Genomic DNA, 15688 nt, shown 5'->3' with positions numbered 1-15688 from the left:
TTTAGGCCAATCCAGTGAAAAACCCTTTCCGCCGATATTTTACGACTATGGCTGACGACCAGAACCTGCCCCAGGACGACAATATGACCGACCCCGCTGCCACTGCGGCTGGCGAAATGACCGACGAGGCGACGCCCGAAGCCGACGCATCTGCGGCCGGCAACGAGTTGGCCGACCTCAAGGATAAGTACCTGCGCTTGGCGGCCGAGTTTGAGAACTACAAGCGTCGCACTTCCAAGGAGCGCATCGACTTGTTCAAAACGGCCGGCCAGGAACTGATGGTAGCCCTGCTGCCCATACTCGACGACTTCGAGCGGGCCCGCCACCATACCCAGGCTACGGACGACGCCAACGCCGTGCGCGAAGCCGTGGATATTATCCAGAACAAGCTGCAGAAAACCCTGCAGCAGAAAGGGCTGGTCGCAATGGAGGCGAAAGGCACCGCCTTCGACTCTGAGCTACACGAAGCCATTACCCAGATTCCGGCTCCTTCCGAAGACCTGAAGGGAAAGATTGTGGACGAGGTGGAGAAGGGCTATTACTTGGGCGACAAGGTGTTGCGCCACGCTAAAGTGGTGCTGGGCCAGTAGAACCTGAGCTGCCAGCCACTAGCTGTCAGCTTTCGGGCTGTTTGACCGAGGACCGCGCATAAGCGCAACACTAGTGAGTATTCGCTCACGGATAGATACCTACCGCTTTCGATCTAATCATCAGGCGAAAATGAGAAGCAGACCAAAAGCTAACAGCTAGTAGCTGGCAGCTAACAGCTTAACAAATATGGCAACCAAGCGAGACTATTACGAAGTGCTGAGCGTGGCCAAAAACGCGGCGGGCGACGAGATTAAGAAGGCCTACCGTAAAGTGGCCATCAAGTACCACCCCGACAAAAACCCCGACGACCCCACGGCCGAGGATAAATTCAAGGAGGCGGCCGAGGCCTACGAGGTGCTCAGCAACGAGCAGAAGCGCGCCCGCTACGACCAGTACGGCCACCAGGGCATGGGCGGCAACGGCGGCGGCAGCCCCAACATGGAGGATATCTTCAGTCAGTTCGGCGACATTTTCGGCGGCGGTGGCTTCGAGAGCTTCTTCGGGGGGGGCCGGGGCCAGCAGGGCGGGCGGCGTGTGCGTAAGGGCTCCAACCTGCGCATCAAGCTCAAGCTCGACCTGGAGGAAGTGGCCAACGGCGTTGAGAAGAAGATCAAGGTGAAGCGTTACGTGGCCTGCGAGCCGTGCTCGGGTACCGGCGCCAAAAACGGTACCGACCTGAAAACCTGTGGCACCTGTAACGGCCAGGGCCAAGTGAAGCGCGTGGTAAACACCATGCTCGGCCAGATGGTAAGCGCCAGCACCTGCCCCACCTGCGAGGGCGAGGGCAAAGTGGTTACCAGCACCTGCGACGTGTGTAAGGGCGACGGCCGCCAGCTGCACGAGGAGGTTATTCCCATCAACATTCCGGCCGGCGTGGCCGAGGGCATGCAGCTGAGCATGACCGGTAAGGGCAACTACCCCGAGCGCGGCGGCGTACCCGGCGACCTGCTCATTCAGATTGAGGAGGAGGCCCACGAACTGCTGCGCCGCGACGGCAACAATATTATGTTCGAGCAGTACATTTCGTTCGTCGATGCTGCTTTAGGTTCGAGTGTTGAAGTGCCTACCATTGAGGGTAAGGTGAAGATCAAAGTCGAGCCAGGCACCCAGCCGGGCAAAATCCTGCGCCTGCGCGGCAAGGGCATCAAGGACATCAACGGCTACGGCCGCGGCGACCAGCTTATCCACCTCAACGTCTGGACGCCCAAAAATGTGAGCAACGAGGAGCGCGAGCTACTCGAAAAGCTGCGCGACTCGCGCAATTTCATGCCCAGCCCCGGTAAAAACGATAAGGGCTTCTTCGAGAAAGTGAAGGAGTACTTTCAGTAAATAACTGTGGATTGGCGCTGACTTTCGTGCTGATTTAATAGTAGCCAACAACGCCTGCCTCTTTTGGGGTGGGCGTTTTGCGTTTTCTCGCAGAGGTTCGCGCATCCCTGCGCGAACCTCTGCGAGAATTTTTTTGACCCGACTTGTAATGCGTGTCGAAAACGGCCGATATATACTGCAAATATCCTCCCGATGGTATCTGCCCCGTTTGCGCCGGAATTTCTGGAAATGCTGAACGACCACCAGCCCCGGCTGCGGCGGGTGGCCCGCCTGTACTGCGCCGATGCCGACGACCGGCAGGACCTGTACCAGGAAATGGTGCTGCAGCTGTGGCGGGCGTGGCCGCACTACGAGGCCCGCCCCGAGGTGCAGGTGGGCACCTGGCTGTACCGGGTAGCGCTGAACGTGGCTATATCGGACCTGCGCCGCCGCAGCCGCCACCCGGCCGCCGCCAGCCTCAATGGCCCCGATTTGCCCGACCTCGCCGCGCCCCCGCCCGAAGGCCCCGACCCCGATGACCTGGCCCAGCTTTACCGGGCCATTGAGCGGCTCTCCAACGTGGAAAAGGCCTTCGTGCTGCTCTACCTCGAAGAGCGCTCCTACGCCGAAATGGCCGACATCCTCGGCATTACCCAAAACAACGTGCGCGTGAAAATGCACCGCGTGCAGGATAAGCTCCGCCAACTCCTAACCCAACCCGCCTGATGGAACTCGATGATTTACGTCGCCAGTGGCGGGCGCAGCCCGCTGGTCCTGCCACTGATTCTCTAACCTCTGAACAAGCTCTCCGCGCCATGCTTACTTCCCACACCTCCTCCAACCCGCTGATTAGATTGAAAAAAAATGCTTCCCGGGAGTTGCAATTGGTGCTTGCCGGTTTGGCACTGATCATTTTAGATGTGCTGGTATTCTTTCGCCACGTGGCTATAATGTACCTGTTTGGGGCCGGTATATTTCTGGTGCTGTGCGTTATCGGGCTGATTGTGTACCAGCGGCTAAAGCTCATCCGCCAAATGGAGCAGCAGCAGGCCAATCTCTACCACTTTTTGAAAACCCGCATTACCAGATTTCGGCAGCTGATGCGCCTGCACGATTATGTGGGCGTCGGGACCCTGTTCTTTTTGGCGGTGTTCGTCGTGGCATTCCGGTGGGATTACGTGTGGGCCTACCTGCAGCCGGGCCAACCCGACCGGGGCTGGCACCTGAGCGTGGCTGGGGGCGGGCTGGTCGTTTTGCTGGCTCTGATATATGCCGCGTACCTGACGGGCCGCCAGGAGCACCAGCGCCGCTATGGCCGCTACCTCGACCAGCTGGAAGCGGCCCTGCGCGAGTTGCGGGACTGAGGCGGCCTGTTGGTTGAAAATCGCCCAATTAAGAATTCAGAAAACGCTACATTTAGAACGCCTAACCTTCCTTATTCCACTGTGCAACCTGTCCTTGAAGCCCTGAACGTGCGCAAAACCTACGGCGAGCACGTCGCCCTGAACGATGTAAGTCTGGAAATTCCGGACCGGAGTATTTATGGACTGCTCGGGCCCAACGGTGCCGGCAAAACCTCGCTCATCCGCATCATCACCCAGATAACCGGGGCCGACGCGGGCGAAATCCGCATCCGGGGCGAGAAGCTGGCCCCCCGGCACATTGCCGAAATCGGCTATCTGCCCGAGGAGCGCGGCCTGTATAAGAAGATGAAAGTAGGCGAGCAGCTGCTGTACCTGGCCCGCCTCAAGGGCCTGAGCCGCACCGATGCCACCCAGCGCATCAAGGCCTGGGTGCAGCGCTTCGATTTGACGCCTTGGGTGGAGAAGAACGTGGAGGACCTGAGCAAAGGCATGCAGCAGAAGGTGCAGTTTATTGCCACCGTGCTCCACGAGCCCAGCATTATCATTCTCGACGAGCCGTTTTCGGGCTTCGACCCCATCAACGCCAACCTCATCAAGGACGAAATTCTGGCCCTGCGCGACAAGGGCGCGACCATCATCCTGGCCACCCACCGCATGGAATCGGTGGAGGAAATGTGCGACAACATCGCCCTCATCAACCGCTCGCGCAAGGTGCTCGACGGGCCGGTAAGCACCGTGAAAGACACCTTCCGGACCCAGACCTACTCGGTAGAGGGCAAAGGCCGGCTGATGGTGGTACACCCAGATTTTGAGGTACTGGAGCATCATGAGCGCGAAAACGGCCATTTCCACGATATCATCCGTCTGCATGCCGGCGCCACGCCCAACGACTTGCTGCGCTACCTCATCGGCAACGTGGAGGTGCAGGCTTTCCGCGAGCTGATTCCGAGCATCAACGAAATTTTCATCCGCCGGGTGCGCGAAACCATGCCCGAAACGCTGGTAGAAGAAGTGCCCGTAGCATAAGGGATGGGCTGTTGGCCACTAGCTGACAGCTGGTAGCTGGCAGCTTTTTTCTACAGGCATTTGCAAGAAACCACACCGGAGCAGCTGTGCGCGAAGAGTTACGCACTACATGTTGCTTTTAGCATAATTGACTATCAACCAAAACGAAAGCGAATAGCCATCAGCTACTAGCTAACAGCTCAAAAAACTATGCCTTCCAACTTCTGGCTTATTGCGCAGCGTGAATACCTGACCCGGGTAAAAAAACGCAGCTTCCTGATTATGACGCTGCTTGTGCCGCTGATTGTGGCCGCGTTCGGCTTTTTCATCGTTAAGATTGCGACTTCCGACAACGACACGCAGGACGTGGTGCAGGTACTCGATATGAGCGGGCAGAATTTAGGAGCCCGGCTGATATCGACCAAGCAGATGCAGTTTAAGCCCGTGCAGGGCCCGCTGGAAACGGTAAAGAAGGACTACCTCAAATCGGAGGACGACGGGCTGCTGTACCTGCCGGCCGGCCTGAGCCTGGAGGCCCCGCGCGGCGTGCAGCTCTACGCCAAGGGCAACGTGAGCATCCGCAAGCAGCAGGCCGTGGAAAATGCCCTCGATAAGCTGTTTTCGGAAGATAAGATGCGGGCCTCGGGTCTGTCGCAGGAAAAGCTCGACGCGCTGAAAACCAATATCGACGTAGCCAGCATCAACCTCGACGAAACCGGCAAGGAAAAGAACAGCAATGCCCTGGCCACTTCGGGCATTGCCTACGCGCTGGCTATACTAATTTACTTGTTCATCTTCATGTACGGGGTCCAGATTATGCGCGGCGTGGGCGAGGAGAAATCGAGCCGGATTATGGAGGTGATGCTCTCGTCGGTGAAGCCATTTGACTTGATGATGGGCAAAATTGTGGGTATCGCGGGCGTGGGGCTCACCCAGTTTCTGCTCTGGGGAATTCTATCGTTGGGCGCTACCACGGCCGTAACTGCCCTGTTTGCCGATAAGCTGGCCGCCACGGCCAAAACTGAAGCCGCCGCCAACCCCAGTGGGACCGAACGAGCGGCCAATGTGATGGGCGGTGCCAAAGTAGCGTCGGCCGATGCTACGGCTGCCCCCGACCCGGCCGCCGCCGTATCGGAGCGTTTCAGCGTGTTTAAGGCCCTGCGCGGGTTGCCGCTGGGCAAGATTGTGTTCGGCTTCTTGGTGTACTTTTTAGGCGGCTACCTGCTTTACGGGGCGCTATTCGGGGCCATTGGGGCGGCCGTGGATGACCAGACCGATACCCAGCAATTCATGTTCCCGATTACCATGCCCCTGCTTCTGAGCTATCTTATTGGGTTGAGTGTGATTCTGCGCAACCCCGACGGGCCGGTGGCTTTCTGGATGTCGATGATTCCGTTTACCTCACCCGTTGCGATGGTTATCCGGCTGCCGTTCGGGGTGCCGGTGTGGCAGCTGGCCCTCTCCATCGTGCTGCTGATTGCGGGCTTTATCTTCACTGTCTGGATTGCAGCCCGCATTTACCGGGTGGGCGTGCTCATGTACGGCAAGAAAGTCACGTACAAAGAGCTGTCGAAGTGGCTGTTTTATAAAGGTTAGTAGAACCTCTGCGGACCTCCGCGGTTACCTCTGCGCCCCTCTGCGGGAACCCGACGTACGCAACGATTGGGTTCCCGCAGAGGACGCAGTGTTTTCGCAGAAGGCGCAGTGGCAGGTGTATCTTTGATTTATGCGCATTCTCCTCCTCCTGCTACTGCTCATCGGGCCTGTAATGGTAAAGGCCCAGGACCGGCCGGCCTACCGCCTGTTTGCCGCCGGTAAGCCGGTGGGCTACGAGGCTATGCTGAAGAAGCTGGCCGCCGCCGACGTGGTTTTCTTTGGCGAGCAGCACAACGACCCCATTGCGCACTGGCTGCAGCTGCAGCTTACCAAGGACCTGCTCCGCCTGAAACAGGGCCAGCTGGTGCTGGGCCTCGAAATGTTTGAGCGCGACGTGCAGCCGCTCGTGGATCAGTACACCACCGGCGAGCTGGACGACCAGGCCTTCGAGGCTGCCAGTCGGCCCTGGCCCAATTACGGCACCGACTACAAGCCACTGCTGCAGCTGGCCCGAAAGCAGAAATTTCGGGTGGTGGGCACCAATGTGCCGCGGCGCTACGCCTCGCTGGTGGCCAAAGGCAGCCTCGCCGCCCTCGATACGCTCAGCGCCGCCACCAAAACCTGGTTGCCCCCGTTGCCGCTAACCGTTGATTACGAGTTGCCCGGCTACAAGAACATGGTGGCCATGTTTGGGGCCGACGCGGCCCACGCGGCCGGGGTGCAGAACATCATCCAGGCCCAGGCCCTCAAAGATGCCACGATGGCCTACTTCCTGAACCAGGCCCGCCCCGCCGGCCACCTGCTGCTCCACCTCAACGGCAGCTACCACTCCGACAACCACGACGGTATTCTGGCCTATCTGCGCCAGCAAAACCCGCTGCTACAGGTGTTTACCATCAGTACTGTTTCGCAGGAGCAGCTGGCCAAACTGGAGAAGGATAATCAGCCAAAAGCCGATTTCATACTGGTCGTGCCAGCCGATATGACCAAGACGTATTAAGTGAATAGTGAATAGTGAATAGTGAATAGTGAATAGTGAATAGTGAATAGTGAATAGTGAATAGTGAATGAGCGTTCTGGATGATATTTTTCACTATTCACTATTCACTATTCACTATTCACTACGCCAGCTTGCGGCCGCCCAGGCAGGCTTCGTCGTGGAGTTGGATGAGGGGTTGCAGGGCTGGTAGGACTGAGCCGCTGCCGTACTCGCCCAGCAGTTCGCAGACCGAGAAATCCTTGCGGCGGGCATCGTACTCCTGCTGCCAGACTTGCTGCTGCTGTTCCTGCGCAGGTGTATCGGAGGGGAAGGGATGGGGCGGACGGTGCCAGCCGATTCGCCAGGGTTTGGGCGTGAGGCGGGCCCGGTAGCACTGCTGCTGCCGGCACAGGCGCACGTAGGTAGCGTCGGTACGCATGGCGGCAAATACCTCCTGAGCCGCCGCCGAATCGGGGGCCAGCAGCGCGTGGGTTACGAGCAGGCGGAAACCCATGCGGGTGCGGTAGAGCCGGAAATTCCACTCCGGATACAGCTGCAGCCAGGCTGCCATTCGCATTTCCAGCAATTGCTGCGGCGACAATGGCGGCGGAGAGGGGGGCGCGGGCCGGAACAGGCTCCGAAATAAATCCACGAAATCCTGCCACTTCAACCCGGGTACCAGGGGGTGCAGATCAATTGCATCCACATCGAGCACCATAAAGCAAGCCGTGTTAAGCACGAGGCTGCCGTAGTGGTTGCGCGTAATGGCCGCCAACTGGCCGCCCCCGCTGTCGGGCAGGCGGCGCACTATGTGCTCGCGCAGGGGCACGCCCCCGGCCGGGTAGTCATCGGTGTAGCTGACCACTGGCTGGCCAAGGAGCAGCCGGGCGGCCCGCTCATTGGCCAGCTGTTCGGCCTGGGTGTGGGCATCGGCCGGGCTGCTGTTGCTGCCGGCGTAGGCAATGAGGCTGGATGGGGTGCCATCGGTGTTTGGCGTGGTGGCGGTGGCGCGGGCCCAGTAGGAGTAAAGTTGCATTGACGGGGGGAAGCAGCCAATATAGAAACTGGCAGTCTATCTTCGGCGCTTCATCCGGCGCTTACTGCCCTTTCTTATCCCGCTGCCATGTTCTCTACCCTCGACCTCACTGGCCTGCCGCCCGCCGCCGACCTGCAACGCCTGGGCCAGGCGCTGGCCATGCTCGACGCCATCAACTCGCCCGACCCCGAGTACCGCTACTACACCTACGACCCGCACTGGGACACCGACGAGCAGCTGCTGGAGATGAACGACGGCGAAGGCGACCAGTTATTTGTGCTGTTCCGGCCCGAGGGTTGCTGCATCAACGGTTACTTGTCGGGCCACGAAGCCCCGGCCAAAGACCAGCTTACGCGGGGGCTGCCGGCGGCTTTCGAGGAGTTTATGTTTGGCGAGCCGGTGGCCTCCATTGGCACCAGCTTCTGCCTGTGGTACACGCCCGCCCACGGCTGGCAGACCGGCGTAGTCGACAAGGATGAGGACGACGGCTCGGAGGATCTGCTGGCCATCTTCGACCTGAACCCCGAAACCTACACCGACTGGGCCAACGGTTACTACCTCGACGAAACCGAGCGCGAACCCCTCGACGAGGCCGACGTGGCCCGGTTCTACCAGCACGAGCCACTCACTAAAGCCACCGCCCAGGCCCTGAACGCCGACCTGACCGACTGGGCCCAGCTGGCTGCCGAAGCCGAAATTATCGGCTACCCGCACGCGTTGGATTAGCGGGCGGCACTGCTGCTGCCGGATGCTAGAGCACGTAGCCCCGCGCCAATTCCGTAAATTCCGTCACCTGCTGCTGCTGCCAGGCCGCATCGTGGCCGAGCTCCTGGGCCAGCAGCTCGGCCACAACCGGCGCGGCACGGCTAGCAGCCCGGGCATCCAGAAACAGCAGCCGCACCCGGCGGGCCAGCACATCTTCCACGGTGCGAGCCAACTCGTAGCGGGCGGCCCATACCACTTCGGCCCGCGTGAAGGCAAACTCCGGTACGAGGTTTTCGGCCAGGGCCGGCTGCTCGCGCATAAGCTGACGCAGGGCCGGCGCATCGGTGCCGTAGGCGGCCAGGGGAGCGTGGTGGTCGGGGGTGGTTTGGGCCCCGTGGATGGGCAGGTGGGCGGTGCGGCTGGGCATGGGCGGCAGCCCGCCCAACTCAATGGCGCGGTCCACCACGTCCTCGCCCATGCGGCGGTAAGTCGTCCACTTGCCCCCCACAATGGTAAGCAGGCCGCTTTCGGAAACGATGATTTTGTGGCTGCGCGAGATTTCCTTGGTGCTGGTGCTGGTGCTGGCATCAGTAGGTGCGGCCAGGGGGCGCAGGCCGGCGTACACGCTTAGCACGTCGGACCGGCCGGGTACGCGAACGAGGTAGCGGCCGGCCGTGCGCAGGATAAAGTCGATTTCTGCCGCCTGGGCTCGGGGTTCGGGGCTGGCGGCGGGCAGGGGCGTGTCGGTGGTGCCCAGCAGCACCCGGCCCTGCCAGGGCACGGCGAACAGCACCCGGCCGTCGTCGGTTTTGGGAATCATGAGGGCGCAGTGGCCGGGCAGAAAGTCGGCGCTTACCACCAAGTGTACGCCCTGGCTGGGCTGCACCAGGGGGCGGGCCGTGGGCTCATCGAGGTGCAACACCTCATCAACGAACACGCCGGTGGCATTTACTACCACTTTGGCCCGCAGCTCGTAGGTACGGCCGGTTTCCTGGTCGCGGGCCTGCACGCCATTCAGGTGGCCGGCCGCATTCTGGCGCAGGCCGGTTACGGCGCAGTGGTTGAGCGCCGTGCCGCCGGTTTCGAGGATGGTCTGGGCCAGGTTCACGGCTAGGCGGGCATCATCGAACTGGCCGTCGTGGTAGAGTACGCCCCCGCGCAACCCGGCGCGGCGCAGGTTGCCCAGGCGGTGCAGCGTTTCGGCGCGGCTCAGATGCCGCGAGTTGCCGAAGCTGCGGCGGCCCGCCAGCCAGTCGTAGAGCTTCAGGCCAATGGTATAAAATGGGCCACCCCACCAGCGGTAGTTAGGAATAACAAACTCCTGGTTGCTGACGAGATGAGGTGCGTTCTGCAGTAGCAGGCCCCGTTCGTGCAGGGCTTCGCGCACCAACGCTATGTCCCCCTGGGCCAGGTAGCGCACGCCCCCGTGCACGAGCTTAGTACTGCGGCTGCTGGTGCCCTTGGCAAAATCGTCGCGCTCCAGCAGCAGCGTGCGGTAGCCCCGGCTCAGGGCATCCAGCGCCACGCCCAGCCCCGTCGCTCCGCCCCCGATAACGAGCAAGTCCCATTCGGGCTGGCTGGTGAGCTGCGCCAGTAGGGTAGGGCGGGGGAAGTGGGACATGGAGGAGGTGGTGGAGTACGGCGTTGAAAAGAACGTCATGCTGAGCGCAGCCGAAGCATCTCTATCGCCAAAGTAAACATATGCCACTGCGGTAGAGATGCTTCGGCTGCGCTCAGCATGACGTTCTTTTTGCTCCGTCCCATTCCGGCCCACAGCCATCCAACCCTACCCCTACTGCCCCGGTGAGTAGGTGCGCTTGGCGTGCTGCTTGATGTCTTCGGGGTAGAACCAGATGTCTTTGAACTGCTGCTGCACATACAAGGGGGCCTGGTCGGTGAAGTGGGGCGAATCGGGGTGGCCACTGACGCCGCCGGCCAGCACCGAGCGGGCCTTCACGCGGGGGCCAAACTCCACTACGGCCACGAAGCTGTTGCCCACGTCGCCGTAGCGCTTCTGGGTGCCGGGGCGCGCCCGCGAGCCGAAGGCCGCCAACGAGCCCCAGGCCGAAGACGTGAAGGCCACCGGCAGGCTGGGCTTTTTATCATCGTATACCTCATCGATGCGGCCGGTGAGGCGCTGGAAGCGGTTGATTTCGCCCCAGGGCTGCCGCCAGTTGCCGAAGGAGGCCGTCAGCTCGTCGAGGGTTTCCTGCAGTGCGTTTACTTTTTCGGGGGCCGTGGTGCTGGTAATGGCGAAGCGAATCATGGCCATCTGATCGAGGGGCTGACCGGGCTTGGCCCGGGGCCGGGCCAGGCGTTGCAGGCGCTCGGCCCAGTAGGTGGCTACGGTCTGGGCCACCGAGGTGGCCGCATAGTTGTGGTTCCAGGCTTTCAGCAGCGCCGTTGCCTCCCGGATGTCGCCCTGGGGCGCGTCGGGGCCGTCGGCTACGGTTTGATAAGCTTCAGCCAGGGCCGGCAGCAGCTCGTCGAAGGCCGTCAGGTGCGGGTCGCGGGCGGCGGCCAGCAGCGTATCGAGCGTGAATTTCGACTTCGCTTTTTGGCTCAGCACGCGCACGGCGTTCAGGCCGCGGTAGTTCTCGGCATCGGGGGCCATGTAGGCGGGGTAGGCGGCGGGGGCGGGCGAGCTGCCGGGGCCGGCCACCGTGAAGGGCGTGGCGTTGCAGTTCTGCAGCCAGCCGCTGGCCGGATTCTTCACCTGCACAATGTCTTCTACCTGATGCAGCCCCTGCCATTCGGTTTTCGGGTTGCTGCCATCTACCGGCCGGTTCCAGTCGAACTGCGGGTCGCGCCGGGGCATGAAGTTGCCGTGCCAGTAAGCAATGGTGCCCTTGCTGTCGGCAAACACGGTGTTGTTCGAGGCGTTGCCGTTCAGGCGCATCACCTCCTGAAAGCTGGCGTAGTCGGTGGCCTTGGTGCGCAGGTACGACTGCTCCAGGGCCGCTACCGGCGTGTCCATCATGCGCACCGTCAGCCATTTGCCGTCGGGCTGCTGGCCCACTACCGGGCCGTGGTGGGTGTAGTAGGTCGTGAACTCGCGGAACTTGGTGCTGCCATCGGCGGCGCGGTAGGCCACGCGCACGCGCTGCTGGCGCACCGGCCGCTGTTCGGTACCGTAGCGGTAGGCAAAGGTGCCGTCGGGCTGCCGGGCCACGGTTTCGAGGTACTCGTCCATCGAGTCGGCGTAGCTGGAGGTGTGCATCCAGCCGCAGTGCTCATTGAAGCCCTGGTAGATGAAGAACTGCCCCCAGGTAACGGCCCCGTAGGCGTTGAGGCCGGCCCGGCTGGTCATCTGCACCTCGGGCCGGAAGTAGAACGAGGTATGCGGGTTGATGAGCAGCAGCGGGTGGCCGCTGGCACTCCGCTGGGGCCCAATGGCAAAACCGTTGGAGCCCAGCGAGGAACGGTCGAGCAGGTCTTCCCTGGCGGGCAGCTGCGGGGGCTGCCAGCCAGTGCCGGGAGCTATCTGGGGGCTGTAAAAGGCCTTCAGGCGCTCTACCGGCACCACACTGATATTGCCACCGATGCTGCCCTCCGAGAACAGCAGCGGCATCCAAGGCTGAAAGCGGCGCAGCAGCTGCGGCTTGGTCTGGGGGTGGGTGTGCAGGTAGTAGTTGGTGCCGTCGGCGAAGGCCATCAGTAACTGTCGCAACCAGCCGGGGCTTTTCTGGTAGAGCGCAATGGCCTGGGTGCTGTCCATGAACAGGCGGGCGCGCAGGTCGTGGTAAAGGGCGCCTTCGCCTTCTACCTCGGCCCGGCGGCCCAGCGCGTCGAGGTAGTTGGCTTCCACGCGCGCAAAATCATCTTCGCACTGCGCATACAGCAGGCCAAACACGGCATCGGCATCCGTCGGGCCGCTTACGTGGGGCACGCCCCAGGTGTCGCGGGTGATGGTGACCTGCCGGGCCTGCCGCTGCCAGCGGGCAATTTCGGTGGGCTGAAAGGCCTGGGACTGCGCCCCGAAGGCGCTCAGCAGCAGGAAGGAAACGAGGAGAGGAAGGCGCATAGACGCAAATTAGTGGTTAGTTACCAGTTGCGGGTTATCGGTTGTTGCACGGACTGATAACCAACAACCGGTAATTGGCAACCGACAACTGACAACGGACACCCCCGTACAAACAGAACTGTTCACTCAATCCCGCTACCCATATGTTCGACGATTTCAGCCAAGTGCTTCACGGTTACTGGGAGCAGTTCCTCTATATGCTGCCCCGGCTGCTGATTGCGGCCTTGGTAATGGGCGTAGTTTGGATAGGAGCCAGCCGCTTGCGCACTTGGTTGGCCGCCAAGCTCAGCGCCCACTCCGACGATCCGCTGCTAACTGACTTTCTGACCCAGGTGGGTCGCTGGGTGCTGGTCCTGACGGGGTTGGTGCTGGCGCTCAATATTCTGGGCTTCTCGGGCGTGGTGGGCGGCATTCTGGGCGCCGCCGGCCTGTCGGCTTTCGTGGTGGGCTTTGCCTTCAAGGATATTGCCGAGAACTTCCTGGCCGGTATCATTCTGGCCTTCAACCGCCCCTTTGGTGTGAATGACACGGTGAAGATCCAGGATATGTTTGGGCAGATTACCAAACTCAACCTGCGGACCACTGAAATGGGCACCTTCGACGGCCGCGACATCTCCATTCCCAACGCCATCGTGCTCAAGGAACCCCTCATCAACTACACCCGCGACGGATTTATCCGCCAGGATTTTGTGGTGGGTGTTGATTACGATGATGATGTAGCTGCTGCCATTGCCCTGATTCTGGAGCAGGTGCGCAAGGAGCCGGAAGTGCTGATCGAGCGCGAGCCGTTTGCCGTGGTCGATGAGCTGGCCGCCAGCACCGTGAACCTGAAAGTGTTTTTCTGGACCAACACCGAGGATTACCGCCGGGCCACGCTGGAGCTGCGCAGCCGGGTGATGAACCGGGTGAAAAAGGCCCTCATGGCTGGTGGCTACGCCCTGCCGCCCGATATTCTGGAGCTACGGCTGCCAACCAAAATGCCGGCCGTACCCATTCAGGTGGCCATGGCCGAGCCCGGCACCCTCGCCGACCCGCCCGAAGACCCCAAGCGGCCCACCAAGCCGGCGGTTAACCCAAGTGGTACCAGCCTGGGGCCTGGCTAGCCGAATACCTGCAATCAACTGCTTATGGAACATACTTTTTTTACTAGCTGGGCCAGCCTGGCTCGAATTGTCGTGACTGGCGTGCTGGCCTACGTGGGCCTTATTTTACTGCTACGCACCTCAGGCAAGCGTACGCTCTCGAAGATGAACGCCTTCGACCTCATTGTGACAGTGGCTTTGGGTTCCACGCTGGCTTCCACGGTGCTGAACAAAAGCGTGGCCCTGGCCGATGGCTTGTTAGGTATGGGTCTGCTCATTGGTCTGCAATATGGCATTACCTGGTTGTCGGTGCGCTACTCGGCCGTGGATAAGCTGGTAAAGGCCGAACCCACCTTGCTCGTGTACCAGGGCCGGTTTCTGCACGCTGTGATGAAGGCCGAGCGGGTAACGGAGGGTGAAATCCTGACCAGCCTGCGCGAGCGGGGCATTGCTTCGCTGGCCGATGCCGCCGCCGTAGTACTCGAAAACGATGGTACGCTCAACGCCCTCCAGCACGAAGCCCCCGACGCCTCGCACTCGGCCCTAAGCGACGTGCCTAAACCGTAGCAACGCGAAGCGCCACCTATAGATTACCTCATCCACCGCCCATTATTCCTTCATTTCGTTCATGAACAAAATCAAGAGTTGGTGGCTCAACATCAACGCGAGCCTGTGGTTTGTGCCCACGCTGATGGTCATCTCATCGATGATACTGGCCTACGGGCTGGTGCTGCTGGATAACAGCACCAGCAACAAATGGACCTCTGACTATCCGCTGCTGTTTGGGGCCGGGTCCAGTGGGGCCCGGGGGATGCTCTCGTCGATTTCCGGCTCGGCCATTACGGTCGCGGCCCTTATTTTCTCGCTCACGCTCTCCACGCTGGCTACCGTATCGGGGCAGTATACCTCGCGCATCCTGCGCAATTTCATGCGCGACCGGCCCAACCAAGTGGTGATGGGCTTTTTCGTGAGCATTTTTGTGTACTCCCTGATTGTGCTGCGCACTATCCGCGACAGCAGCGACCATGATTCGGGGTTCGTGCCACCGCTGGCCGTGTCGTTTGCCTTGCTGATGGCCTTGGTCAGTATCGGGATGCTAATTTTCTTCATTCATCACATTGCTACATCTATTCAGGCGGCCAACATTATTGCCGAAGCGGCCAACGAAACCATTAGTAGCATGACCAAAATCTTCCCTAAGCAGGTAGGGGAGGAGGCCGACAAAGAAGAGGAGGAAACGCTACGCACCACCGACCAGAACTGGCATCTGGTGCCTGCCGCCGCTACCGGCTACATGCAGGGGGTAGCCAGTAAGGAGCTGCTGGAGTTCGCCACCAAAAACGACGCCGTAATACGGCTCGAACACCGCCTCGGCGACTTCGTAACCCTCGACACGCCCTTGGTGGCGGTGGCCTATTACGCTGCCGACCGCCTGCCCACCGACGAAGAGCAAGAGCAGCTGAACGGCTATTTCACCATCGACAACCAACGCAGCATCGACCAGCAGGATGTGGCTTTCGGCTTTCGCCAGATTGTTGATATTGCCCTCAAGGCGCTGTCGCCCGGTATCAACGATACTACCACGGCCGTTATATGCATCGATCGGTTGGGGGCCATGCTGACCTTTTTGGCCAGCCGCGAGCTGCACCAGCCCCTGCGCGCCGCCGACGGCCAGGTACGCCTGATTGCCCATACCCGTAACTTCGAAGATTTCGTCAAGCTGGCCTTCGACCAGATCCGCAGCAGCGGCGACGATAACGTGGCCGTGTTGCTACGCCAGCTCAAAGCTCTCCAAACGATTGGCCGCCGCACGGGCTCCTACAAGCGCCGGCAAGCGCTGCGCCGCCAGTGCGACCTGATCGAGCGCACCACGGAAACTACGCTTACCCGCGAATACGAGCAGAATCAGGTCCGCCACCGGCTGGGGATGGTGCGGGCATTTCTGGCCAAGGCGCTGCTGCCAGCCGTACCGCAGGTTTCATAGCGCGCCGGTGGTTA

At 61.1% G+C, this 15688-nt stretch carries 14 protein-coding genes; 11 read left to right on the top strand and 3 right to left on the bottom strand.

Translation table 11 applies throughout. The annotated features are described in order from the left end of the window. Positions 1 to 47 precede the first annotated feature (47 nt). The 7 genes from BLW21_RS09880 (at position 48) to BLW21_RS09850 (ending at position 6864) form a co-directional block, all read left to right on the top strand. Positions 48 to 590: a nucleotide exchange factor GrpE gene (locus BLW21_RS09880; protein WP_092739484.1), complete on the top strand. Its 543-nt coding sequence runs from the start codon at positions 48 to 50 to the stop codon at positions 588 to 590. Positions 591 to 777: 187 nt separating this feature from the next. Beyond that, positions 778 to 1920 (top strand): molecular chaperone DnaJ, encoded by a 1143-nt coding sequence (dnaJ, locus tag BLW21_RS09875; protein WP_092739482.1) that lies wholly within the window; start codon positions 778 to 780, stop codon positions 1918 to 1920. A gap of 192 nt (positions 1921 to 2112) precedes the next feature. Next, entirely contained in the window at positions 2113 to 2625 is a 513-nt protein-coding gene (locus tag BLW21_RS09870; RefSeq protein ID WP_092739480.1) for an RNA polymerase sigma factor, read from the top strand. A gap of 173 nt (positions 2626 to 2798) precedes the next feature. After that, positions 2799 to 3263 (top strand): hypothetical protein, encoded by a 465-nt coding sequence (locus tag BLW21_RS09865; protein ID WP_175470917.1) that lies wholly within the window; start codon positions 2799 to 2801, stop codon positions 3261 to 3263. Positions 3264 to 3344: 81 nt separating this feature from the next. Continuing rightward, a complete protein-coding gene (locus tag BLW21_RS09860) occupies positions 3345 to 4289 on the top strand; it encodes an ABC transporter ATP-binding protein (protein ID WP_092739476.1) in 945 nt (314 codons plus the stop codon). A gap of 189 nt (positions 4290 to 4478) precedes the next feature. After that, the gene (locus BLW21_RS09855; RefSeq protein ID WP_092739474.1) at positions 4479 to 5864 is read left to right on the top strand and encodes an ABC transporter permease; all 1386 of its coding nucleotides are present in this window, start codon (positions 4479 to 4481) and stop codon (positions 5862 to 5864) included. A gap of 130 nt (positions 5865 to 5994) precedes the next feature. After that, positions 5995 to 6864 (top strand): ChaN family lipoprotein, encoded by an 870-nt coding sequence (locus BLW21_RS09850; protein ID WP_092739472.1) that lies wholly within the window; start codon positions 5995 to 5997, stop codon positions 6862 to 6864. A gap of 121 nt (positions 6865 to 6985) precedes the next feature. Here the strand turns inward: BLW21_RS09850 and BLW21_RS09840 are convergent, their stop codons facing one another. Then, positions 6986 to 7879, bottom strand: a complete 894-nt coding sequence (locus BLW21_RS09840) for a hypothetical protein (protein ID WP_092739470.1) — start codon at positions 7877 to 7879, stop codon at positions 6986 to 6988. An 87-nt stretch (positions 7880 to 7966) separates the two neighbouring features. On the opposite strand from BLW21_RS09840, the gene BLW21_RS09835 reads away from it, so the two are divergent. Further along, positions 7967 to 8605: a hypothetical protein gene (locus tag BLW21_RS09835; RefSeq protein ID WP_092739468.1), complete on the top strand. Its 639-nt coding sequence runs from the start codon at positions 7967 to 7969 to the stop codon at positions 8603 to 8605. Between the two features lie 25 nt (positions 8606 to 8630). Here the strand turns inward: BLW21_RS09835 and BLW21_RS09830 are convergent, their stop codons facing one another. Together BLW21_RS09830 and BLW21_RS09825 are read right to left on the bottom strand one after the other, a co-directional pair. Beyond that, positions 8631 to 10205, bottom strand: coding sequence for a glycerol-3-phosphate dehydrogenase/oxidase (locus BLW21_RS09830; RefSeq protein ID WP_092739557.1), 1575 nt, complete (start codon positions 10203 to 10205; stop codon positions 8631 to 8633). A 171-nt stretch (positions 10206 to 10376) separates the two neighbouring features. Continuing rightward, positions 10377 to 12608, bottom strand: a complete 2232-nt coding sequence (locus BLW21_RS09825; RefSeq protein ID WP_092739466.1) for a penicillin acylase family protein — start codon at positions 12606 to 12608, stop codon at positions 10377 to 10379. Positions 12609 to 12751: 143 nt separating this feature from the next. Here BLW21_RS09825 and BLW21_RS09820 point away from each other — a divergent pair, with 143 nt between their 5' ends. The 3 genes from BLW21_RS09820 (at position 12752) to BLW21_RS09810 (ending at position 15674) form a co-directional block, all read left to right on the top strand. Further along, positions 12752 to 13711 carry a mechanosensitive ion channel family protein gene (locus BLW21_RS09820; RefSeq protein WP_092739464.1) on the top strand — a complete coding sequence of 320 codons (960 nt, stop codon included), beginning with the start codon at positions 12752 to 12754 and terminating at the stop codon, positions 13709 to 13711. A 24-nt stretch (positions 13712 to 13735) separates the two neighbouring features. After that, positions 13736 to 14257: a DUF421 domain-containing protein gene (locus tag BLW21_RS09815; protein ID WP_092739462.1), complete on the top strand. Its 522-nt coding sequence runs from the start codon at positions 13736 to 13738 to the stop codon at positions 14255 to 14257. 61 nt (positions 14258 to 14318) lie between these two features. After that, positions 14319 to 15674, top strand: a complete 1356-nt coding sequence (locus tag BLW21_RS09810) for a DUF2254 domain-containing protein (protein WP_092739460.1) — start codon at positions 14319 to 14321, stop codon at positions 15672 to 15674. Positions 15675 to 15688: the final 14 nt, after the last annotated feature.

The organism is Hymenobacter psychrophilus (genome assembly GCF_900107135.1).
GTDB classification, from domain to species: domain Bacteria; phylum Bacteroidota; class Bacteroidia; order Cytophagales; family Hymenobacteraceae; genus Hymenobacter; species Hymenobacter psychrophilus.
The sequence above is the reverse complement of the archived record's forward strand: the minus strand, read 5'-3'. Positions and strand labels throughout refer to the sequence as shown.